Here is a 21,338-nt window from a genome sequence, read left to right on the forward strand (position 1 = left end):
GCCTCCTTACCGGCCGTGAGAGCCGGGAAGGAGGCCTTCACGGCTTTCAGGCGACCCCGAGGTGGCGCGAGATCAGCATCTTCTGGACCTCGCTCGTGCCCTCGCCGATCTCCAGGATCTTCGCGTCGCGGTAGAAGCGGCTCACCGGGTACTCGTTCATGAATCCGTACCCACCGAAGATTTGGGTCGCGTCGCGCGCGTTGTCCATGGCCGCGTTCGAGGCCACCAGCTTCGCGATCGACGCCTCCTTCTTGAACGGCTCGCCGCGCAGCATCTTCGACGCCGCCTGGTAGTACGCCAGGCGGGCCGTGTGCGTGCGAACCTCCATGTCGGCGATCTTGAACTGGATCGCCTGGTACTCGCCGATCCGCTTGCCGAACGCGACGCGGTCCTTCACGTACCGCAGGCACTCGTCGACGCAGCCCTGCGCCAGACCCACTGACAGCGCGGCGATCGCGACCCGGCCTTCGTCCAGAATGGACAGGAACTGCGCGTACCCGCGGCCGCGCGTGCCGACCAGGTTCTCCGCCGGGACCCGAACGTCCGAAAAGGACAGCTCGTGCGTGTCGGAGCAGTTCCAGCCGACCTTGGAGTACTTCGGCGCGACCTCGAAGCCCGGCGTGCCCGACGGGACGAGGATCGCCGAGATCTCCTTGCGGCCGTTCTCCATCACGTCCGTCACGGCGGTGACCGTGACCAGGCGGGTGATGTCCGTGCCCGAGTTGGTGATGAACGCCTTGCTGCCGTTGATGACCCAGTCGTCGCCGTCCTGACGCGCACGCGTGCGGGTCGCGCCCGCGTCCGAACCGCCGCCCGGTTCCGTCAGGCCGAAGCCGCCCAGCGCCGTGCCCGCGCACAGGTCGGGGAGCCACTTCTCCTTCTGCTCCTGCGTCCCGAAGCGGAAGATCGGCATCGCGCCGAGCGAAACGCCGGCTTCCAGGGTGATCGCGACCGACGAGTCGACCCGGGCCAGCTCCTCCAGCACCAGGCACAGCGCGAAGTAGTCGCCGCCCATGCCGCCGAACTCCTCGGGGAACGGCAGGCCGAACAGGCCCATCTCGCCCATCTTCGCGACGATCTCGTACGGGAACTCTTCCTTCTCGTACAGTTCGCCGATGACCGGCGCGACCTCGGCGTGCGCGAAGTCCTCGACCGTCTTGCGAAGGGACTCGTATTCCTCGTCCAGGCGGAAGTCGATCACTGCTGCTCCTCTTGGGGCTTAACGACGGCAAGGGTTTCGTCCAGCGCGACCTGTTGGCCGGCCCGGACGGGGAGTTCGCTGACGACGCCGTCGATCGGCGCGGTGACCGTGTGCTCCATCTTCATCGCTTCGACCACCAGCAACGGCGTCCCGGCGCGCACGACGTCACCCGTGGCCACCTTCACCACGAGCACCGTGCCCGGCATCGGGCTGGTGACCGGCCCGGCCCCGGCGGCCTCGCCGCGCGACGACAGCACGAACTCCTGCTCCCCGAAGGGAAAGCTCAGTCCGTCGCGGGCGAGCCAGACCGTCCGATCCGGGCCGCAGGCCTGCCGGTACCGGTCGAACCCGCCGGCGTGCCGGATCTCGAGCACGTCGCCGTCGCGCCGGGCCGAAACCCGGACCGGTTCGGCGTCGTCGACGACGACCGTCGCGTCGGACGGCGTGCCGTGCACCCGGACGACGGCCTTGACCTGCCCCGACTTCAAGCGGAACGTCACTCCGCCGGACCCGCCCATCCGCCAGCCGTCCGGCACGTCCCACGGGTCCACGACGGGCCCCGGCGGCTGCAGTTCCAGGAACCGGTCCAGAGCGGCCGCGACGAAGAACTCGGACGGCACGTCGGAGGAGACCAAAGTGGACAGCCGCCGGTCGACCAGCTCGGTGTCGAGCCGGCCGGCGCGGACGTCGTCATCGGCCAGCAGTCCGCGCAGGAACGCCGTGTTGGTGCCGACGCCGAGCACGGCCGTGTCGGCCAGCGCCCGGTCCAGCCGGTGCAGCGCGGCCGCCCGGTCCGGGCCCCACGCGATGACCTTGGCCAGCATCGGGTCGTAGTTCGAACCGATCACCGCGCCGCGCGTCATCCACGAGTCGACGCGGACGCCGTCGCCGGCCGGCTCGTGCACCGCCAGCACCGTCCCGCCGGTCGGAATGAACCCGCGTGCCGGATCTTCGGCGTACACGCGGGCTTCGACGGCGTGTCCGGTCAGGACGACGTCTTCCTGCGCGACGGAAAGGTGTTCCCCCGCCGCCACCCGGACCTGCCACTCGACCAGGTCGAGGCCGGTGACCAGCTCGGTGACGGGGTGCTCGACCTGCAGCCGGGTGTTCATCTCCATGAAGAAGAACTCGTCCGGGTCGTGCGCCGACATGATGAACTCGACGGTGCCCGCGCCGACGTACCCGACCGAGCGCGCGGCTTCGGCTGCCGCCGAGCCCATCTTTTCGCGCGTGGCTTCGTCCAGCAGCACCGACGGCGCTTCCTCGATGATCTTCTGGTGCCGCCGCTGCAGGCTGCACTCGCGCTCGCCGAGGTGGATGACGTTGCCGTGCTTGTCGGCCATGACCTGGATCTCGATGTGCCGCGGCGTCGTGACGAACCGCTCCATCAGCAGGGTGTCGTCGCCGAAGGATCCCTTGGCCTCGCGCCGCGCCGACTCGATGGCGGCATCCAGTTCGTACTCTTCGTGGACCAGCCGCATGCCCTTGCCACCGCCCCCGGCGGACGGCTTCAGCAGCAGCGGGTAGCCGACCTTCGCGGCCGCCTCGGCGAAGCCGCCGGCGGGGATGTCCACGTCGGACGCGCCGGGCACGACGGGCACCCCGGCTTTCGACACCGTCGCCTTGGCGCGGATCTTGTCGCCCATGGCCTCGATCGCCGCGACCGGCGGGCCGATGAACACGAGCCCGGCCGCCTCGCAGGCCCGCGCGAACTCCGCGTTCTCCGCCAGGAAGCCGTAGCCCGGGTGCACGGCCTGCGCCCCCGTCGACACGGCGGCGTCCACGATGGCCGGGATGGACAGATAGCTCTTCGAAGCCTCGGCCGGGCCGATCCGGACGGCGGTGTGCGCCTCCCGGACGTGCCGCGCGTCGGCGTCGGCGTCGCTGTACACCGCGACCGCGCGGATGCCGAGCGCCCGCAGCGTGCGGATGACCCGGACCGCGATCTCGCCGCGGTTCGCGACCAGCACTGAGTCGAACATCTGCCTCACATCCGGAAGACGCCGTAGTTGACATCGGACAGGGGCGCGTTGGCCGCGGCCGAGAGCGCGAGGCCGAGCACCGTGCGGGTGTCCGCCGGGTCGATCACGCCGTCGTCCCACAGCCGCGCCGTCGAGTAGTACGGGCTGCCCTGCGCCTCATACTGCTCGCGGATCGGGTCCTTGAACGCCTCTTCGTCTTCGGCGGACCATTCGCCGCCGCGGGCTTCGATCGAGTCGCGGCGGACGGTCGACAGCACCGACGCCGCCTGCTCGCCGCCCATCACCGAGATCCGCGCGTTCGGCCACATCCACAGGAACCGCGGCGAGTACGCCCGGCCGCACATCGAGTAGTTGCCGGCCCCGAACGACCCGCCGATAACGACCGTTAACTTCGGCACCCGCGCGCAGGCCACCGCGGTGACCATCTTCGCGCCGTGCTTGGCGATGCCGCCGGCCTCGTACGCGCGCCCGACCATGAAGCCGGTGATGTTCTGCAGGAACAGCAGCGGGATCGAGCGCTTGTCGCACAGCTCGATGAAGTGCGCGCCCTTCATCGCCGACTCGGCGAAGAGCACGCCGTTGTTCGCGACGATGCCGACCGGGTGGCCGTGGATCCGGGCGAACCCGGTGACCAGCGTCGAGCCGTATTCCTTCTTGAACTCGCCGAACCGGCTGCCGTCGACGATCCGGGCGATCACCTCGCGCACGTCGTACGGCGTGCGCGGGTCGGTCGGAACCACGCCGTACAGCTCGGCGGGGTCGACGGCCGGCGCTTCGGTCGGCAGGACGTCCCACGGACGCGGCGTGCGCGGGCCGAGCGTCGAGACGATCTGGCGGACGATCCGCAGCGCGTGCGCGTCGTCGTCGGCCAGGTGGTCGGTGACGCCGGACTGGCGCGAGTGCACGTCGCCGCCGCCGAGCTCCTCGGCCGTGACGACCTCGCCGGTCGCGGCCTTCACCAGCGGCGGGCCGCCGAGGAAGATCGTGCCCTGGTTCCGGACGATCACGGCCTCGTCGCTCATCGCGGGGACGTACGCCCCGCCCGCGGTGCACGAGCCGAGCACCGCGGCGATCTGCGGGATGCCGCGCGCGGACATCGTCGCCTGGTTGTAGAAGATCCGGCCGAAGTGTTCACGATCCGGGAAGACCTCGTCCTGCCGGGGCAGGAACGCGCCGCCGGAGTCCACCAGGTAGACGCACGGCAGGTTGTTGTGGAGCGCGACCTCCTGGGCGCGGAGGTGCTTCTTGACCGTCATCGGGTAGTACGTGCCGCCCTTGACGGTGGCGTCGTTGGCGACGACCACGCACTCGCGGCCGGAGACGCGCCCGATGCCGGTGATGATCCCGGCGGACGGCGCCTCGTCGTCATACAGTCCGTTCGCGGCCAGCGGCGAGAGCTCCAGGAAGGGCGAACCCGGGTCGAGCAGCGTGTCGACGCGGTCGCGCGGCAGCAGCTTGCCGCGTTCGACGTGCCGCGTGCGCGACTTCTCGGGGCCGCCGAGGCGGGCGGCGGACAAGCGTTTGCGGAGGTCCTCGACCAGCTCCGCGTGGGATGTGGCGTTGCGGGCGTAGGCCTCGCTGTCCGGGGCAGCAGACGTCCCCAGTGCCGGCGTGTCCATGGGCTCCCTCGACGTTAGCGGTCGTTAACCTCCGGCTCGATGTTAGCGACCGCTAACGTGGGTGTCCAGTCGCCGGACGCCGTGAAGGCCACCCCGGGCACGCCGGGATGGCCTTCACGACCGGAGGGGACCGGGTTCAGCCGATGGCGCCCCGCAGCGGGGCGTAGTAGCCGCCCGACTGACCGGCCGCGGTCGGGTGGTAGGACTCGATCACCGGCCAGGTCAGGCTGTGCAGGTAGTCGTCAGCCGAAGAGCAGATGTTGTGCCCGACGAACGACGACCGGACGTCGACGAACGTCGCGCCCGCCGACGCCGCCCGGGACTGGATCACCGACGCCAGGGTGTCCGCGCCGGAGTTGATCGCGGACCGCTTGGTGTCGCTGAGCCCGACCCAGCAGGAGCCGGGCACGGTGTAGAAGCGCGGGTAGGACAGGACGACGAGCTTGGCGCCCGGAGCCTTGGCCTTGATCGCGTTGTAGGTGTTGGTCAGCAACGCGGGCAGGGTGTTGTTGACGTAGGTCTTCGCGGTGTTGACGCGGGCCGTGCAGGTCGCGTCGCTGCCGAGGGTGCAGGTCTGGATCACGTCGCTGAAGCCGGCGTCGTTGCCGCCCACGGTGACCGTGACCAGGGTCGCGTTGGAGGGGATGGAGTTCGCCTGGCTGATGACGTCCCCGGTTTTGGCACCGGAGCAGGCCAGGAAGGTGAACGACGTGCCGCTGTGGGCGTTGGTCCACAGCTGCGGGTAGGAGTTGGAGCTGCGGTAACAGCTCCCGGAACTGCCGTAGCTGCCGGCCCCGACTCCCGAGGAGTAGGAGTCGCCGAGCGCGGCGTAGACGGTCCCGGCGGCGTGGGCGAGGCCCGTGACGCCGAGAGTGGACAGGACGACGGCCCCGAGAGCCGTGCTCAACCTCAGTAGAAACCGTCGCGACAGACGGATCGGAACCCCCATGGGCCACTCCTTTGTGACAGAACCGACCCCAAAAGCACAGCATGTGGAAGCTCCACGAGGAACCCCTAGTTACCTGTAAGTAACCCACTCGGCTCACGCCGGAAGACGGGAACAGTGTTAGCGCTCGCTAACCTGCGGCTCTAATATGGCCGGATGCCGGCCAACCCCACTCCTCTAGTGAACGGCGAGAAGGCCAACAGACGCGAGCAGATCCTGTCCGCGGCCGCCGAGCTGTTCGCCCACCACGGGTTCCACGGTGTCGGGATCGACGACATCGGCGCCGCCGTCGGGATCTCCGGGCCCGCGCTCTACCGGCACTTCCGCAGCAAGGACGCGATGCTCGGCGAGATGCTGAACTCGATCAGCCGCTACCTGCTCGAGGGCGGCACGAGGTGGGCGAGCCGGCCCGGCGACGCGGACGACACGCTGGCCGGGCTCGTGGCGTTCCACGTCGGCTTCGCGCTCGCCCATCCGTCGTTGATCACTGTTCAAGAGCGCAATCTGGCGAACCTCACCGACGCCGACCGCAAGCAGGTGCGCGCGCTGCAGCGCCAGTACGTCGAGGTGTGGGTCCGGGCGATCCGCGAAGCCCTCCCGGAGCTGGGAGAACTGCAGGCGCGGTCGGCGGCGCACGCGGTGTTCGGATTGATCAACTCGACGCCGTACAACCGCCATCTCGGTGACTCGGAGCTCGCCGAGCTGCTCTCCCGGCTCGCACTGGGTGCCCTCCGCGCCGCCCGATGACCGACCCGGATCAAGGTATCCCCACGATCGCCGTCGCTGGTGTTTGATGGGGCACGTGGATGCGGACTGGAACGAGCAGGAGCTCGTCGAGAAGGCTCAGCGCGCACTGACGGCGCTGAGCCTCGGTGACGACGCCGAAGCCCTCGTCGAGGTCGCGCCGACGGCCGCCGAACCCCAGGCCCGCGCGGACGAGACGAAGGCGTTGATGCTGCTGCTGTTCGGCGAGTGCAGCGCGATGGTCTCCACCCTCGGCGACGGCGGCAGCGCACCGGTGAAGGTCCAGGTCTTCGACGAAGACGGCGAAGAGGTCTCGATCGACCAGGCCGACCCGCCGGTCCGGACCGCGGTCCGCACGCTGCTGGCGGAGGTCCACGGCAACACCGAGGCGGCGCAGGAGCAGGTGGAGATCGCCCTGGCCAACGCGGCGCCCGACGAGGTGGACAGCCTGGTGCTGCAGGCGCTGCGGTGGACGATCCGGCTGTCGGTCGAGTGCCTGGACCGGGACCTCCCGGTGGCGCCCTGGATCTCGGAAGCCGTCTCGGACTAGGCCGGCCGCGGCGAACGGACGGTCGGGGCCAGGTACAGCTCAGCCGGCCCGCCGCGCCGGGGAGAACGCGTCACCGACCCAGCAGCGCCTTCGCCAAGGACGCGATCTGACCGGTCTCGATGAGGAACGAGTCGTGGCCGTACGGCGAGGAAACCACCGACGCCTCCGACACGCCCGGGATCCCCTCGGCGAGTTCCGCCGACTGGTACAGCGGGTACAGCCGGTCGCTGTCCACCCCGCCGATCACCGCGCGGGCCGTCACCCTGCCCAACGCCGCCGCGACGCCGCCGCGGTCGCGGCCGACGTCGTGGGTGTTCATCGACTCCGTCAGCACCAGGTAGCTGTTCGCGTCGAACCGGCCCGCCAGCTTTTCGGCGTGGTGGTCCAAATAGGACTCGACGGCGAACCGGCCGCGCCGCAACGGGTCTTCGTCACCCTGGTACGAGCGGCCGAACCGCTGGGCCAGCTCCGGCTCGCTGCGGTAGGTGACGTGCGCGATCCGCCGCGCGATACCGAGTCCCCGAAACGGCCCCGCCGGCGCCGAGTAGTAGTCACCACCGTGGAAGAACGGGTCACTGCGGATGGCGTGCAGCTGCGGCGCGGCCCAGGCGATCTGCTCGGCCGACGCCCGCGCCGTCGACGCCAGCACCAGCACCGACGCCACGCGCGAGGGAAACGTCACCGCCCATTCCAGCGCGCGCATCCCGCCCATGGACCCGCCGACGACGGCCGCCCACCGCGTGATGCCCAGGTGGTCGGCCAGGACCGCCTCCGACGCCACCTGGTCCCGCACGGTCACGACCGGGAACCGGCTGCCCCACGGCGTCCCGTCGGGATCCGGGGACGACGGGCCCGTCGATCCCTGGCACCCGCCCAGCACGTTCGGGACCACGACGAAGAACTCGTCGGTGTCCAGGGCCTTCCCGGGCCCGATCAGCCCGTCCCACCAGCCCGCGCTGGGGTGCCCCGGCACGAGCGGCCCGGCCGCGTGGCTGTCGCCGGTCAGCGCGTGCTCGACGAGGACCGCGTTCGACGCGTCGGAGTTCAGCGTCCCCCAGGTTTCGTAGGCGAGGGTGAACGCGGGCAGCACGCCACCGGCCTCGAGCGCGAGCGCGCCGGGGCCGGTGACGAACTTCCGGCGGCCCGGCGGATCACCGATCCGCCAGGCGCCGGTGACGGGTCCAGCCGTCACAGTTCCGCCTTGGCCGCCCGGAATCCGGCCTCCAGGTCGGCCTTGAGGTCCTCGATGCCCTCCAGCCCGACGGCGATCCGGACCAGGCCCGGCGTGACGCCGCTGGCGAGCTGCTCCTGCGGTGCGAGCTGGCTGTGCGTGGTGGACGCCGGGTGGACGATCAGGCTGCGGACGTCGCCGAGGTTCACCAGCTGGCTGTGCAGCTCGGTGCCGTCGACGAACTTCCGGCCCGCCTCGACGCCGCCGCGCAGGTCAAACGACAGGACCGCGCCCGCGCCGCGCGGCAGGTACTTCTGCCCGGCCTCGTAGAAGGGGCTGGACGGCAGGCCGGCGTAGTACACCTTTTCGACCTCGTCACGCCGCTCGAGCCACTCGGCGAGCGCCTGGGCGTTCGACACGTGCCGCTCGATGCGCAGCGACAGCGTCTCGATGCCCTGCAGGATCAGGAAGCTGTTCAGCGGAGCGATCGCCGCGCCGGTGTCGCGCAGGAGCTGCACGCGCGCCTTCGCCGCGAACGCGCCCGGGCCGAGCGCCTCCCAGTACTTCAGGCCGTGGTAGCTCGGGTCGGGCTCGGTGAAGCCCGGGAACTTGGCCGGGTCCTTGCCGAAGTCGAACGTGCCGCCGTCGACGAAGACGCCGGCGATCGTCGTGCCGTGGCCGCCGAGGTACTTGGTGGCCGAGTGGATCACGACGTCGGCGCCGTGCTCGATCGGGCGCACCAGGTACGGCGTGGGGATGGTGTTGTCGACCAGCAGCGGGACGCCGGCCTCGTGCGCGACGTCGGCGACGCCGCGGATGTCGAGGACGTTGCTGCCCGGGTTGGCCAGCGTCTCGGCGAAGAAGAACTTCGTGTTCGGCCGGACGGCGGCGCGCCACTGCTCGAGGTCGTCCTGGTCGTCGATGAACGTGACCTCGATGCCGAGCTTCGGCAGCGTGTAGTGGAAGAGGTTGTAGGTGCCGCCGTAGAGCGACTGGCTGGACACGAAGTGGTCGCCCGCGCCCGCGAGGTTGAGGATCGCCGCCGTGGTCGCGGCCGAGCCGGACGCGAACGCCAGCGCCGCGACGCCCCCTTCGAGTGACGCGACGCGCTGCTCCAGCACGTCCTGCGTCGGGTTCATGATCCGCGTGTAGATGTTGCCGGGCTCGGCGAGGCTGAACAGGTCGGCGCCGTGCTGGCTGTCGCGGAAGACGTACGACGTCGTCTGGTAGATCGGCGTCGCCCGCGCGCCGGTGGCCGGATCCGGCGCGGCGCCCGCGTGGATCTGCCTGGTCTCGAAGGACCACGCCGAGGTGTCGTCCGCGCTCATCGGTTTTCTCCTTGCGGCTCAAGGGGTTCGTCCGGCTCGAAGCTACTTGGGCCGAACGGAGTACCCAACCGTTCCCACGTCCTGGGAGCGTACCGCTCTTGCGCCGAAGATATCTTTGCTCCTAAGATATTTGGACAGGGAGATTTACGGACCGGGAGGAAATCATGACGGAGCGGGTGCAGGTGCTGGTCGTGGGGGCCGGGCTGGGCGGGCTGTCGGCGTCGCTGTTCCTGGCGCGGGAGGGAGTGGACGTCCTGACGGTCGAACGGCACGCCGGAACGTCGGTCCACTCGCGGGCCGCCGGGCAGAACTGGCGCACGATGGAGCTGTTCCACTGGGCAGGAATCGACCGCGAGGTCCTGGACGTGAGCCCGCGGGCGTCGCAGGGGCTGCGGATCACCGTCGCGACCAGCCTGGCCGGGCGCGTCCTGCACCGGCTCGTCGACGACGGCAGCGAGTTCGACGTCTCGGCCTCGACGACGATGCCCGCCGGCATGGCCGGGCAGGACGTCGTCGAGCCGATCCTGCTCGCGCACGCGGAGAAGGCCGGCGCACGGGTCCGGTTCCGGACCGAGCTCGTCGAGCTGGCGCAGGACGACGACGGCGTCACCGCGACGCTGCGGCACCGGGACTCGGGCGAGGAGACGGTGGTCCGCGCGGACTACGTCGTCGCCGCCGACGGCGGGCGCAGCGGCATCCGGGCCCGGCTGGGCATCGGGACCACCGGGATGGACGCGCTGAGCCACTGCCTCGGCGTCGTGTTCGACGCCGACCTCGGCGACCGCGTCCAGCCCGGCGTGACCGACCTGTTCTACCTCCAGCACCCGGACTTCACCGCCGGGCTGGTCAACACCGACGTGCCGAACCGGTACGTCTTCGCGCCGGACTACTTCCCGGACCGCGGCGAGAGCCCGGCCGACTTCGGCCACGACCGGCTGGTGTCGATGATCCGCTCGGCGACCGACCTGCCGGAGCTGGAGCCGGAGATCGTCTGGACCGGCTCCTGGGAGATCGCCGCGCGGCTGGCCGACCGGTTCCGGTCCGGCCGGGTGTTCCTCGTCGGCGACGCGGCGAAGGTGACGCCGCCGACCGGCGGCCAGGGCGGCAACACGGCGGTCGGCGACGGCGCGGACATCGCGTGGAAGCTCGCCGCGGTGCTGCGCGGCGAAGCGGGCCCGGCGCTGCTCGACACGTACGAGGCCGAGCGGCGGCCGATCGCGCGGATGATCATCGACGCGTCGCTGCACAACATGAAGCAGCGGATGCACCCCGATCTCGACGTCTCGGGGATCACCGGGCCGGAGGACCCGCTGAACGCCGTCCTCGGGTTCCGCTACCGCTCGACGGCGGTGCTTTCGGAGGAGCCCGACGACGGCGAGCGCGTCGAGGACATCCACGCGCCGACCGGGCGGCCGGGGTTCCGGGGGCCCGGCCTGGCGTCCACTGTGGACCTGCTGGGGCACTCGTGGGTGCTGCTCTGCGCGGGCGACGACTCGACGTGGGCTCAGGCCGCTTCCGACGCGGGCGTCGACTGCCACGTCATCGACGACGAGGTGTTCGCCTCGCGCTACGGCCTCTCGGCGGGCGGCGCGTCACTGGTGCGCCCGGACGGCATCGTCGCGTGGCGGGCTCCGGAGCCGGCCGGCGACCCGGCGGGCGAGCTGCGACGGGTGCTGGACGCGGTGCTGTCGCGCTAGCAGCGGCCGAGCACCCAGTGGAAGGTCGCCGGTCCTTCCGGCTCGTGCATGGTCACCGGCTCGTCGACGACCAGCGTGAAACCGGCGGCTTCGAGGAGCCGCCGGTTCTCCGCCGGGGCGTGGCTGCTGAAGAACATCGGCGTGCCGAGCCAGTCGTCCTCGACGCCGTCAGCTTCGCTGCAGCCGAGCGCGGCCAGGAACCAGCCACCGGGCCGGAGCCAGCGCGCGATCCGCGCGAAAAGAGCGCCCTGCTCCTCACGCGGGACGTGCAGCACGGAGTAGAACGCCGTGACGGCGTCGAAGCTGCCGTCCGAAAAGGACACCGCGGCCATGTCCGCCTTCTCGAACCGCGCGCCGGGGACGGTGCGCCGCGCGAGGTCGAGCTGGGCCGACGAAATGTCGACGCCGAGGACGTCGTGGCGTTCGGCGAGCAACGCCGTGCAGGGCACGCCCGCGCCGCAGCCGAGGTCGAGCACGTCGGCGCCGTCGGTGAGCCGGTCGGTCAGCTCGGCCAGGAAGCGCAGCCGGGGATCGTCCGCGATGCGCGCGCTCCACTCCAGGTACCGCTCCGCCGAGCTGTCATAGCCGGATTCGACGATCCGCCGCGCGTCGCTCACCCGTCCGACCCTACCGAGCCGTCCAGGGGTTTCTCGGCCAGAATGAGCCCGTGGTGTCGGTGCGCAGCGTGGTCGACCGGGTGGGGCCGACGCTGCTCCACGCGCTCCAGGTGCCCGACGACTCGCCCGCCGTCGCCGATGTCGTCATCGCCGAGCCCGGCGGGGCGCTCACCCTCGCCGCCGGGGATCTCGTGCTCGGGGTCGCCACCACCGGTCCCGAAGATGCGGCCCAGCTGGTGAAGCGGAGTGCCGAACAGGGCGCCGCCGCCGTGTTGCTCAAGCCGCCGCTGGCCGCGAAGCCGGCCGTCAAGCGCGCCGCGAAGGCCAGCGGGATCGCGCTCGTCCAGGTGCACGCCGCGACGTCGTGGGCGCAGCTCGTCTGGCTGCTGCGGACCGTGCTCGACGCCCTCGCCGACGAGTCCGAAGACCTCGATCCCGGCTCCGGCGACCTCTTCCGGCTCGCCGACGCCGTCGCGTCCGTCGTGGACGCCCCGGTCACCATCGAGGACACCAATTCCCGCGTGCTCGCCTACTCCGCGCGCCAGGACCTCACCGACCCCGCCCGCGTCGCCACGATCATGGGCCGCCGCATCCCCGACGACGTCCTCGCGCGGTTCCGCTCGCGCGGGGTCTTCCGCGAGCTGTCGCGCGGCCGGCAGACGATCTTCGTCCCGGCCCAGCGCGACGGCACGCTGCCGCGGCTGATCGTGCCGATCCGGATGGGCGGCGAGCTGCTCGGGTCGATGTGGGCGGTCGTCGCCGGGCCGGTGTCCGACGAGCGCGCGGCCGCGTTCGCCGACGCCGCCCCGGTCGTCGCGCTGCACCTGCTGCGCCGCCGCGCGCACACCGACGCGCAGCGTCGCGCGTCGGCCGAACTGCTGCGGGGCGTGCTCGAAGGCCGGGCGAACCCGCGCAAGGCGATGGCCGAGCTGGACCTCTCCGACGAGCCGCACCGCGTGGTCGCCATCGAGGTCACCGGCGGCGACGGCCGCGACGCCGAGGGCCTGCGGCTCGCGTTGCTCGAGCGGATCTCCCAGGGCATCGGGCGCCGTCCGGTGGCGACCGAGCTGGGCGGGCTGCTCTACGCCGTGGTTCCCGACAGGCCGGGCCCCGGCGGCTGGGAGGAACTACGCGACGCTCTCGTCGGGACGGGACCCTCCCGGCGCAATGGCGCCGCGCGCGCCGCGGCAGGCGCACCCGGCGAGATCGGTGACCTCTCGGCGTCGCGCGGTCAGGCCGACGAAGCCCTCGGCCTGCTGCGCGCCGAGGTCCTCGACGAGCGCGTGATCACGTTCGACGAAGCCTGGACGGCGCTGACGCTGCACCGCGGCGCGACGGCGGCGGCCGGGGCGAAGGTCGCGGAGCTCGGCCCGCTGGGCGCCCTGCGCGCGCACGACGAGACGGGCAAGGCCGAGTACGTCGAGACGCTCTACGAGTGGCTGCGCCACCCCGGCGACCCGCGCGCGGCGGCGCGCGAGCTGCGGATCCACCCGAACACCCTGCGGTACCGGATGCGCAAGCTCCTCGAACTGGTGCCGCTGGACCTCGACGACCCCGACGTCCGGCTGGCCCTGATCACCCAGCTCGTCGCGCTGCGCTGGAGCTGACGCACCCACCCGGCGTTCACGCGACCAGCAGCGTCTTGCCCACTGTGGCGCGGGACTCCATTGCCGCGTGGGCGTCCGCGGCCTTCTCCAGCGGGAACCGCTGGCCGATCACCGGGACCAGCCGCCCCGCGGCGGCTTCGGACAACGCCGACTCCGTGAACGCCCGCAGCTCCTCCGGGCTCCCGATCGAGCGCACCAGCGAAACTCCGCGCGCCGCAGCGTCGGCTTCGGACACTTGCGCCCACGAACCGCCCGCCAGGCCGTACATCGCCATCCGGCCGCCCGGACGCAGCAGGCCGAACGCCGCCGTGCCGATCGCGCCGCCCACGCCGTCGAAGACGACGTCCACCTCACCGGCCGAAGACGGCCAGTCCGGCAGCAGGTAGTCGACGACGACGTCGGCGCCCACCACCGAAGCCACCTTCGCCGGCCCGCCCGCCGCGGCGACCACCGAAGCACCCGCGGCCTTCGCCAGCTGCACCAGCAGGCCGCCGACGCCGCCCACGGCCGCCTCGACCAGGACCCGATCGCCCGGCCGCACCCTTGTCGCGTGGACCAGCCCCGTCGCGGTGCGGCCGTCCGCGAGCAGCGCCACCGCCGCGTCGAGCGCGAGTGCGTCCGGGACCTCGAACACCGCCGCCGCGTCCACCGCGACGCGCTGCGCGTACCCGCCGGAACCGCCGGTCGACGTCACCACCCGCTGCCCGGCGAGCCCCGGGTCCGCGCCGGGGCCGACCGCGCTGATCACGCCGCCGACGCCGTTGCCGGGGACGATCGGCAACACCGGCCGGAACGGTCCCGTCCCGGACCGCACCTGCGTCTCGACGAAGGTGATGTTCGCGAACGCCACTTCGACCAGCACCTGACCGGGCCCGGGAACCGGGTCCCGGGCCTCCCCCGGCTCCAGCGCTTCCGGCCCGCCGAACTCCCGCAACCACACAGCTCTCATTCCTGCACGCTGCAACCTCCAGCGCGGTCGAAGTCAACGTTCTTGTCCGCCCAGCACCACGAAAGCGTCGATAAAATGTCCGCTCAGCACGATGACACCGCCGTCCGGGTGGTTCACCGTGAGTGGCACCACCGCACCGAATCCGGACGCAGACCGACCCAGGAGGCCGACCGTGCGTATCGCCGTTCCCCGTGAAATCAAGAAGCACGAGTACCGGGTCGCGCTGACCCCGGCCGGGGTGCACGAGCTGGTCGGCCGCGGGCACGACGTCTTCGTCGAAACGGGCGCCGGGGTCGGTTCGTCCATCTCCGACGAGGAGTACGTCGCCGCCGGCGCGAAGATCCTCGCCACCGCCGACGAGACGTGGGCCGAGGGCGAGCTGGTCCTCAAGGTCAAGGAGCCGATCGCCGAGGAGTACCCCCGGCTGCGCGCCGACCAGGTGCTGTTCACCTACCTCCACATCGCTGCCGATCGGCCGCTGACCGACGCGCTGCTGGCCGCGGGCACCACCGCGATCGCCTACGAGACGGTGCAGACCGCCTCCGGCGCGCTGCCGCTGCTCGCCCCGATGTCCGAGGTCGCGGGCCGGCTGGCCCCGCAGGTCGGCGCGTTCTCGCTGATGAAGCCGAGCGGCGGCCGCGGTGTGCTGCCCGGTGGCATCCCCGGCGTGCACCCGGCGCGCGTCGTCGTCATCGGCGGCGGTGTCGCGGGCCTCAACGCCGCCCGCGTCGCGCTGGGCCTCGGCTCGGACGTCGAGATCCTGGACACCAACGTCGACCGCCTCCGCCAGATCGACAACGACTTCGGCGGCCGCATCCGCACCGTGACGTCGACCCGCCTGTCGGTCGAGGAGTCCGTGCTGCAGGCCGACATGGTCATCGGCGCGGTGCTGGTGCCGGGGGCCAAGGCGCCGAAGCTGGTCTCGAACGAGCTCGTCTCGCGGCTGAAGGCCGGCAGCGTCCTCGTCGACATCGCGATCGACCAGGGCGGCTGCTTCGCCGACTCGCGCCCGACCACGCACGACGACCCGACCTACACCGTGCACGAGTCCGTCTTCTACTGCGTCGCGAACATGCCGGGCGCGGTGCCCCGGACGTCGACCTACGGCCTCACGAACGTCACGCTGCCGTACGCGGTCCAGCTGGCCGAGCACGGCTGGAAGGCCGCGCTGCAGGCGGACGCGGCGCTGGCCAAGGGCCTCAACACGCACGCCGGCGCCCTGACGAACGGCCCGGTCGCGGTCGCTCACGACCTCCCGCACACGGCGCTGGAGACCGTCCTCGCCTGACGCTGTTCCACCCGAGCGGGCTCCTGTCGTTCTCCGGCAGGGGCCCGCTCCCCTTTCGCCACCAGCCGACGGCCGAACGCGATCGCGGGCAGCTCCACCCACCGCCGCAGGCCACCCGCGAAGAGCAACGCGACAGCGGAGGTCGCGACGGCCTTCGCGAGTCCCGTCGGCAGCAGCAGCCCGGTCACGCCCGCGGCCCCGGTCTGGGCCAGGTAGAGGGCGTAGGACCGGTCACCGAGGTACGTGAGCGGACGGCTCGCGAGCAGCCGCCGCACCGGCCCCCGCGCGAGCACCGCCACGAGCAGCAAGGCCGCGCCCACCGCGTAGATCGGGACGACGAACTGCCAGCTCCCGCCGAGCGCCCGCCCCAGCGGCTTGACCGACAGCTGCAGCACGCAGAACCCCAGTGCGACCAGCACCGCCACGGCCGGGCTGGTCAGCGGCCGCAGCACCGCGAACCCGCGCGGGTGGTGCAGCGCCAGCGCGAGCAGGCAGCCGACGACCAGCGAGCCGTAGTGCACCGTCAGGCTCGCCCACTGGTGCGCCGGCGCCAGCGGCAGCACGCCGAGCACGACACCCACCGCGCCCGCGCCGATCAGCAGGCGCAGCGCGGTCTTCCCGGTGCGGGCGAACGACGTCAGCACGAGCAGCGCGGGCCAGACGAGGTAGAACTTCTCCTCCACGCCGAGCGACCACGACGTCGGGTACGGCGTGTTGTAGTCGACGACTTCGTTGAAGAACGTCAGGTAGAACGGCAGCGCGTCCGAGAGCCGGCTGCTTTGGTACGTGCCGGCGAGCGTCACCGCCAGCGCCGTCAGGCCGAGCAGCAGGAAGTACACCGGCATGATCCGGAAGACGCGGCGGACGTAGAAGCCGCGCAACGAGATCCGGCCGGTGCGGTCCTCTTCGCGCAGCGCCAGCGTGGTGATGAGGAAGCCGGACAGCACGAAGAACAGCTGGACGGCGATCCACCCCTGCAGCCGGTCGACGACGGGCCCGCCGTAGTGGAAGAACACGACGGCCAGCGCGGCGAGCGCGCGCAGGCCGGTCAGGCCGGGGAACCACGACGACGACCGGTATTCGGCGTGCTCGAGCGGCCGCCAAGAGATGATCATGGCCGCAGCGTCAGTCTTGGACGCTGAACGCAGCCTGAAGCGGGCTTAAGACGTCTTCAGCTCCGGGAGCCGCACGACGAACCGGCTGCCGCCGTCGACCGCGGCCGTGCCGCCGTGGGCGCGGGCGATGTCGGCGACGATCGCCAGGCCCAGCCCGGATCCGCCGTCGTCACTGGCGCGAGCGTCGTCGAGGCGGACGAAGCGGTCGAAGATGCGCTCGCGGTCGGCTTCGGGGATGCCGGGCCCGTCGTCCGTGACGGACAGCACCGCCCACCCGTCCACCGCCGACACCTCGAGGGCGACCCGGGAGGCCGCGTGCCGCTGGGCGTTGTCGACGAGGTTGCGGAGAAGCCGTTCGAGGCGCGACCGGTGCCCGCGCACCACCGGCGTCCCGGTCACCTCGACGTCGATCTTCTCCCGCCCGGCCACGACGGCTTCGACCACTTCGGACAGTGCCACCGGCTCGAGGCGATCCGGCCCGGCGTGGTCGAGCTTGCCGAGCAGCACGAGGTCGGCGACGAGGTCCTGCAGGCGGGTGACGTCGAGCAGCGCGTTCTCGCAGGCGTGCCGCCAGTCGAGCCGGTCGGGGTGGGCCAGCAGCACCTCGAGCTGCGTCCGCAGGGAGGCGAGCGGCGTGCGCAGCTCGTGTGACGCGTCGGAGGTGAACCGGCTCTGGCGCGTGACGGCCTCGTCGAGGCGGGCGAGCATGGTGTTCATCGTTCCGGCGAGGCGCGCGATCTCGTCGCCGGTGCGCGGAGCCGGGACCCGGCGGCTCAGGTCGTGCGCGCCGATCTCGGCGACCTCGCCGCGGATGGCCTCGACCGGGCGCAGCGAGCGGCGTACGGCGAGCCACGCGATCACGCCGATGAGCAGCGCGACCGCGGGGACGCCCGCCGTGAGCACGGTCCGGACCGAGTCGACGGCGGCTTGGCCTTCGGGGTCGATCGAGACGCCGGCGTAGACGTCGTACTTGCTGTCGCCACTGTCGGCGTGGACGACGTGCAGGGTGAGGTACTCGTCGAGGTCGCCGAGTTCGGGGGCGCACCCGACGGAGGCCTGACTGGTGCGGTCGAACTCGTACGGCGCGAGCGTGACATCGGTGTCGTAGGCAGCCAGCGTGGCTTCGCGCAGGACAGGGCAGGACGCGACACTCTTGCCCGCCTGGTCGGTGACCTCGTAGATCGAGTCACGCACGAGCAGCGTCAGATCGGCGGGCCGGGCGCCGGTGTTCAGGAGCTGGACGATCGCGTCGGCGTGGGCGCCGGCGAGCTGGGTGGCGGCGTTCTCCAGGCGGCTTTCGGCCTGGAGCACGAACCACACCGACACAGCCCCGAGCGCGAGCGCCGATGCGGCGAAGGCGGTCACCGCGACGCGGAACCGGGTGGAGCGCGGGAAACTAGGCACCCGAGCCGACCACGTGGTAGCCGGCGCCGCGGACCGTCCGGATGGTTTCGACACCGAAGGGCACGTCGATCTTGCGCCGCAGCGCGCTGACGTGGACCTCGACCAGGTTGGCCGTCGCGGAGGCGGCGAAGTCCCAGAGGTTGTCGAGCAGCTCGGCCTTGGTGACGACCTGCCCGGGCCGTTGCATGAGGTAGGCGAGGAGGGCGAACTCCTTGCCGGTGAGGGTGATGTCGGCGCCGCCGCGCCGGCAGGTCCGGCCGGCCTGGTCGAGTTCGAGGTCACCCAGTTTGAGGACCCCCGGCCGGGTGGCGCCGCCGCGCCGGATGAGGGCACGCAGCCGCGAGAGCAGGACGCCGTAGGAGAACGGCTTGGGCAGGAAGTCGTCGGCGCCGGTGTCGAGGGCCTCGATCTCGTCGTCCTCGCCGTCCTTGGCGGTGAGCATGAGGATGGGGGTGGAGTCGCCCTGGTCGCGCAGCCGGCGGCAGACGCGGTAGCCGTTCAGGCCGGGCAGCATGATGTCGAGGACGATGGCGGAGTAGGGGTGTTCGGTGGCGAGCCAGAGCGCATCCCGCCCGTTGTGGGCGACGTCGACGGCATAGCCCTCGGCGCTCAGCCCGGCCCGCAGGGCTTCGGCAAGCCGCCGTTCGTCTTCCACGAGCAAGATCCGCACCGCGTCACGATGCCACAAGGGGTGCGGGGAAGCCGGGAAGCCGCGACCCCCGACCAGCGGCACCAACCCACGCCAGCCCGGCCGCCCGGCGCTTGCCGTGCGACGAATACGCCAACCAGGCCACGCTCACGGGACAACGCTGGGAGGTGCGGCCGAGGCACCGTGGGGGTCCGGGGGCTCGGCCCCCGGGAGAGGGGATGAAGTGAAGGGCGAAGCCCGAAATGTAACGGCGACCCGCTCAACCAACCTGGGGGTCATTGGGAGCGGGCCGCCAACGACAAGCTTAGAGGGGTTCTGCGGAGTTCGCCGCACCGGGTCGGCAAGTCGAACGAATTCTTTACCAAGTTGATCTGAGTCCCAGCTCACCTCGGCCGCGAAACCTCAGGTCAGCGCCTCACGCAGACCACGCTGGGCAACCGGAACCGGTTGCGGAACGTGACGAACGTCGCTCTCGACGGGTTCGGCCGTTCCGTGCGCGCGGGTGGCGCGGGTAGGGCAGGATGACGCCGCATCAGCGGGAACGTTAGGGGACGGTATGCACGACGGCAGTGGCCGGATTGTGGTGCAGAACCTGAGCAAGCAGTTCGGCGCGGTGAACGCGGTGCAGAACCTCAGCTTCACGGTCGAACCGGGTTCGGTGACGGGCTTCCTGGGTCCGAACGGCGCCGGGAAGACGACGACGTTGCGAATGCTGCTCGGGTTGGTGACGCCGACGGCGGGGACGGCGACGATCAACGGGCGCCCGCACTCGCAGCTGGGGAACCCGGCGCGGGTGGTGGGCTCGGTGCTGGAGAACGAGGGTTTCCACCCGAGCCGGACGGCGCGCAACCACCTCCGCGTGTACGCGGCGGCCATCGGGGTGCCGGACCAGCGGGCGGACCAGGTGCTCGGGCTGGTGGGCCTGGGCAGTGCCGCGGACCGGAAGGCCGGCGGGTTCTCCCTCGGCATGCGGCAGCGGCTCGCGCTGGCGACGGCGCTGCTGGGTGACCCGCAGGTGCTGGTGCTGGACGAGCCGACGAACGGCCTCGACCCGGAGGGCATCCTGTGGCTGCGGAACTTCCTGCGCACGTACGCGCGTGAGCAGCGGCGGACGGTCCTGGTGTCGAGCCACCTGCTCAACGAGGTCGAGCAGCTGATCGACCAGGTCGTGATCATCAGCCAGGGCGTCACGCGCTACTACGGCTCGCTCGACCAGCTGCGCAAGAGCCAGCAGTCGCGCGTGCTCGTGCAGCCGGCGGATCCCTCGGCGCTCGTGAAAGCGTTGCAGGAGAACGGCATCACCGCCGTTTCGCCGACGCCGGACGGCCGGGTCGCGGTCGCCGGGTCGAGCGTCCAGCAGATCGGTGACATCGCCGCGAAGGCCGGGATCGCCGTCTACGGGATGCAGGAGGACCACGCCGACCTGGAGCGGATGTTCTTCCAGCTGACGCAGGGTCAGTTCGCCGGCGGGCCGGGTTACCAGCAGCAGCCCCAGTACCAGGGTCCGCCGCCGCCGGGGTATCCGCCGTCGGGCCCGCAGCAACAGCAGCAGTACCGGGGAGGACCGCAGCAGTGATGGGCAACCTGATCAAGGCGGAGTTCCGCAAGACGCTCTCCCTGAACACGTGGTGGGTGCTGCTGATCCCGCTGGCGCTGGTGGCGTTCTGGCTGACGTTCGCGTGGGGCAAGATCACCAACGACTTCGCGGACTTCCTGAGCTCGGACAGCGACGCCCGGCAGGTCACCCGGTTGATCGGCCTGGACCCGAACCAGGTGCCGGTGGGGCTGCTCGCGCTGGCGCACGGCGTGAACATCGCCCAGCTCGTCCCGGGCCTGTTCGGCATCTTCGCGCTGGCCGGCGAGTACCGCAGCAAGACGATCACGACGACCTTCCTGACCGCGCCGAACCGGATCACGGCCCTGACCGCGAAGATGCTCACCTACGTCGCGTGGGGCGCGATCTACGGTCTGGTCAGCTTCGGGGTCTCGGCGATCGCCGTCATGTCGTCGGTCGACTCGGGCCGCTGGCCGTCGGCGGGCCAGTGGCTGGCCGCACTCGGCGGGACGGTGCTCGCCGCGGTCCTGGTGACGTTGTTCGGCATCGGGTTCGGCGCGGTGCTGCGCAGCGTGCCGCTGGCGGTCGTGCTGTTCCTGGTGTGGTTCCTGATCGTGGAGAACGTGCTGGTGATCCTGCTCTGGGGCCAGACGACCCTGCTGGGCGGGATCCTGCCGAACGGCACCGCGAACGGCATCGTCGGCGGCATCGCCGCGGACGCGTTCGGGTTCAACTCGCTCAACTTGCCCGCCGACGTCAACACGGGGGCGCAGCTGCTGCTGCAGTACACCGCGGCGGCGCCCGGCGTGCTCTCGTGGTGGGCTTCGGCGCTGATCTTCTTCGCCTGGACGATGCTGTTCTTCGGCCTCGGCTGGGCGGGCAACCAGAAGCGCGACATCACGTAAGTTCCCGTGGT

Annotated in this window: 18 protein-coding genes; 7 read left to right on the forward strand and 11 right to left on the reverse strand. The window is 71.4% G+C overall.

From position 1 onward, the window contains the following. Window positions 1-46: 46 nt before the first annotated feature. From AB0M83_RS34055 to AB0M83_RS34070, 4 genes are all read right to left on the reverse strand, one after another. The gene (locus AB0M83_RS34055) at window positions 47-1,201 is read right to left on the reverse strand and encodes an acyl-CoA dehydrogenase family protein (RefSeq protein ID WP_364523352.1); all 1,155 of its coding nucleotides are present in this window, start codon (window positions 1,199-1,201) and stop codon (window positions 47-49) included. Beyond that, window positions 1,198-3,183 (reverse strand): acetyl-CoA carboxylase biotin carboxylase subunit, encoded by a 1,986-nt coding sequence (locus tag AB0M83_RS34060; protein ID WP_364523354.1) that lies wholly within the window; start codon window positions 3,181-3,183, stop codon window positions 1,198-1,200. The genes AB0M83_RS34055 and AB0M83_RS34060 overlap by 4 nt, the downstream gene beginning before the upstream one ends. A gap of 5 nt (window positions 3,184-3,188) precedes the next feature. Next, the gene (locus AB0M83_RS34065; protein ID WP_364523355.1) at window positions 3,189-4,802 is read right to left on the reverse strand and encodes a carboxyl transferase domain-containing protein; all 1,614 of its coding nucleotides are present in this window, start codon (window positions 4,800-4,802) and stop codon (window positions 3,189-3,191) included. 136 nt (window positions 4,803-4,938) lie between these two features. Beyond that, window positions 4,939-5,709: an SGNH/GDSL hydrolase family protein gene (locus tag AB0M83_RS34070; protein WP_364523432.1), complete on the reverse strand. Its 771-nt coding sequence runs from the start codon at window positions 5,707-5,709 to the stop codon at window positions 4,939-4,941. A 195-nt stretch (window positions 5,710-5,904) separates the two neighbouring features. Here AB0M83_RS34070 and AB0M83_RS34075 point away from each other — a divergent pair, with 195 nt between their 5' ends. Both AB0M83_RS34075 and AB0M83_RS34080 read left to right on the forward strand, forming a co-directional pair. Beyond that, window positions 5,905-6,495, forward strand: coding sequence for a TetR/AcrR family transcriptional regulator (locus AB0M83_RS34075; RefSeq protein ID WP_364523357.1), 591 nt, complete (start codon window positions 5,905-5,907; stop codon window positions 6,493-6,495). Window positions 6,496-6,541: 46 nt separating this feature from the next. Continuing rightward, window positions 6,542-7,042, forward strand: coding sequence for a hypothetical protein (locus tag AB0M83_RS34080; protein ID WP_155541161.1), 501 nt, complete (start codon window positions 6,542-6,544; stop codon window positions 7,040-7,042). 70 nt (window positions 7,043-7,112) lie between these two features. On the opposite strand, the gene AB0M83_RS34085 is transcribed toward AB0M83_RS34080, so the two are convergent. Both AB0M83_RS34085 and AB0M83_RS34090 read right to left on the reverse strand, forming a co-directional pair. Then, complete coding sequence (locus AB0M83_RS34085; protein ID WP_364523359.1) at window positions 7,113-8,234, reverse strand: homoserine O-acetyltransferase; 1,122 nt, start codon at window positions 8,232-8,234, stop codon at window positions 7,113-7,115. Then, complete coding sequence (locus AB0M83_RS34090) at window positions 8,231-9,541, reverse strand: bifunctional o-acetylhomoserine/o-acetylserine sulfhydrylase (protein ID WP_364523361.1); 1,311 nt, start codon at window positions 9,539-9,541, stop codon at window positions 8,231-8,233. The genes AB0M83_RS34085 and AB0M83_RS34090 overlap by 4 nt, the downstream gene beginning before the upstream one ends. A 164-nt stretch (window positions 9,542-9,705) precedes the next feature. Here AB0M83_RS34090 and rdmE point away from each other — a divergent pair, with 164 nt between their 5' ends. Further along, window positions 9,706-11,238 (forward strand): aklavinone 12-hydroxylase RdmE, encoded by a 1,533-nt coding sequence (gene rdmE, locus AB0M83_RS34095; RefSeq protein WP_364523363.1) that lies wholly within the window; start codon window positions 9,706-9,708, stop codon window positions 11,236-11,238. Here rdmE and AB0M83_RS34100 read toward each other — a convergent pair. Next, complete coding sequence (locus AB0M83_RS34100; protein WP_364523365.1) at window positions 11,235-11,855, reverse strand: class I SAM-dependent methyltransferase; 621 nt, start codon at window positions 11,853-11,855, stop codon at window positions 11,235-11,237. The genes rdmE and AB0M83_RS34100 overlap by 4 nt on opposite strands. Window positions 11,856-11,905: 50 nt before the next feature. Here AB0M83_RS34100 and AB0M83_RS34105 point away from each other — a divergent pair, with 50 nt between their 5' ends. Further along, a complete protein-coding gene (locus AB0M83_RS34105; RefSeq protein WP_364523367.1) occupies window positions 11,906-13,462 on the forward strand; it encodes a helix-turn-helix domain-containing protein in 1,557 nt (518 codons plus the stop codon). Between the two features lie 16 nt (window positions 13,463-13,478). On the opposite strand, the gene AB0M83_RS34110 is transcribed toward AB0M83_RS34105, so the two are convergent. Further along, entirely contained in the window at window positions 13,479-14,411 is a 933-nt protein-coding gene (locus AB0M83_RS34110) for a zinc-binding dehydrogenase (protein ID WP_364523369.1), read from the reverse strand. Between the two features lie 172 nt (window positions 14,412-14,583). Between AB0M83_RS34110 and ald the strand changes: the two genes are divergently transcribed. Then, complete coding sequence (gene ald / locus AB0M83_RS34115; protein ID WP_364523371.1) at window positions 14,584-15,699, forward strand: alanine dehydrogenase; 1,116 nt, start codon at window positions 14,584-14,586, stop codon at window positions 15,697-15,699. Here the strand turns inward: ald and AB0M83_RS34120 are convergent. The 3 genes from AB0M83_RS34120 to AB0M83_RS34130 are packed head-to-tail and all read right to left on the reverse strand — an operon-like array spanning window position 15,657 to window position 18,888. Further along, a complete protein-coding gene (locus AB0M83_RS34120; RefSeq protein WP_364523373.1) occupies window positions 15,657-16,814 on the reverse strand; it encodes an acyltransferase in 1,158 nt (385 codons plus the stop codon). The two genes, ald and AB0M83_RS34120, sit on opposite strands and share 43 nt — an antisense overlap. 45 nt (window positions 16,815-16,859) lie before the next feature. Beyond that, window positions 16,860-18,218 carry an ATP-binding protein gene (locus AB0M83_RS34125; protein ID WP_364523375.1) on the reverse strand — a complete coding sequence of 453 codons (1,359 nt, stop codon included), beginning with the start codon at window positions 18,216-18,218 and terminating at the stop codon, window positions 16,860-16,862. Continuing rightward, window positions 18,211-18,888: a response regulator transcription factor gene (locus AB0M83_RS34130; protein ID WP_364523377.1), complete on the reverse strand. Its 678-nt coding sequence runs from the start codon at window positions 18,886-18,888 to the stop codon at window positions 18,211-18,213. The genes AB0M83_RS34125 and AB0M83_RS34130 overlap by 8 nt, the downstream gene beginning before the upstream one ends. Window positions 18,889-19,423: 535 nt before the next feature. On the opposite strand from AB0M83_RS34130, the gene AB0M83_RS34135 reads away from it, so the two are divergent. Both AB0M83_RS34135 and AB0M83_RS34140 read left to right on the forward strand, forming a co-directional pair. Beyond that, complete coding sequence (locus tag AB0M83_RS34135; protein WP_364523379.1) at window positions 19,424-20,443, forward strand: ABC transporter ATP-binding protein; 1,020 nt, start codon at window positions 19,424-19,426, stop codon at window positions 20,441-20,443. After that, a complete protein-coding gene (locus AB0M83_RS34140; protein ID WP_364523381.1) occupies window positions 20,443-21,327 on the forward strand; it encodes an ABC transporter permease in 885 nt (294 codons plus the stop codon). Before AB0M83_RS34135 ends, AB0M83_RS34140 begins: the two co-directional genes overlap by 1 nt. The last annotated feature ends 11 nt before the right edge of the window (window positions 21,328-21,338 follow it).

It is taken from the genome of Amycolatopsis sp. NPDC051106, assembly GCF_040682775.1.
GTDB lineage: Bacteria > Actinomycetota > Actinomycetes > Mycobacteriales > Pseudonocardiaceae > Amycolatopsis.